Raw genomic sequence first — 846 nt, forward strand, 5'->3', positions numbered from 1 at the left:
GTATATCGATGTGGGGGTCGAGCACCGCAGGGGAAGCGGACGTACATTCGATGTCGAGCGCGTTGAGCTGCAACTGCTTTCTGCGTTCAGAATCGCGAGCGGCGCACTCTCCGACTCGGAGGCGCTAGAAGCAGAATTGCATCGAGCGATTCGCAGCACTGGGATACGCCGTTATACGCTGGAGCTGGAGAACCCGACTGAGGTTGGAGTACGCACCTTCTACGAGGCGCGAATCACGTTGCACGTGGACCTTGAACTCGGTATCGACGAGCCGGCATCCCTGCGACTAACTCCGTTTCCCGAGGACTTGGAGCGTCCGACGCCACAACAGATCATTGACGCACAGCGCGAGATCGCGATCGATGAGCCGTGTAGTCCAACGATAGTGATAGAGCGCGGTGAGCGTGTAGATTCCAGCATCATTGCCAAATTGGGCAAACCGCGAAATTCCGATCAGGAAGAGCGCATCTTGTCCAAAACGGACACAGAGTTGAAGGAACTTGCAAACTTTCAACGAATGATCGAGGGTTTGAACTACACGCCTACGTTTGGGGCCGCCGAAGTCGAAAAATGCCTTAGCAATTTCCGTGACCACCTGAAGAACAATCCTGATGCGCTCATGGATGAGTATGCGCACGGCGCTCCCGGAGGGCAGGATTGGGAGGTTAAGTACGAGGCTGAACTCGATATCAACGACAGTGAGGATGAGGACACGCTGGATGTCGGGGAAGACGAACATGAGCACGTAGCCGAGGAAGAGACAGGACCGACGCCATACATCAAGCTGGCTAGTACTATGCACGCGGACCCGGAATACGCGTGGTCGTGGCACTGCCAATACGCGTC

1 protein-coding gene is annotated in these 846 nt (G+C 55.8%); it reads left to right on the forward strand.

Annotated elements, in window-relative coordinates; translation table 11 throughout:
- On the forward strand, positions 1-846 hold an 846-nt coding region (locus tag AC1RPN_RS07885; protein WP_481763665.1), incomplete at both ends, for a hypothetical protein.

The organism is Dellaglioa sp. CoH-57-MRSF-20, from assembly GCF_056781955.1.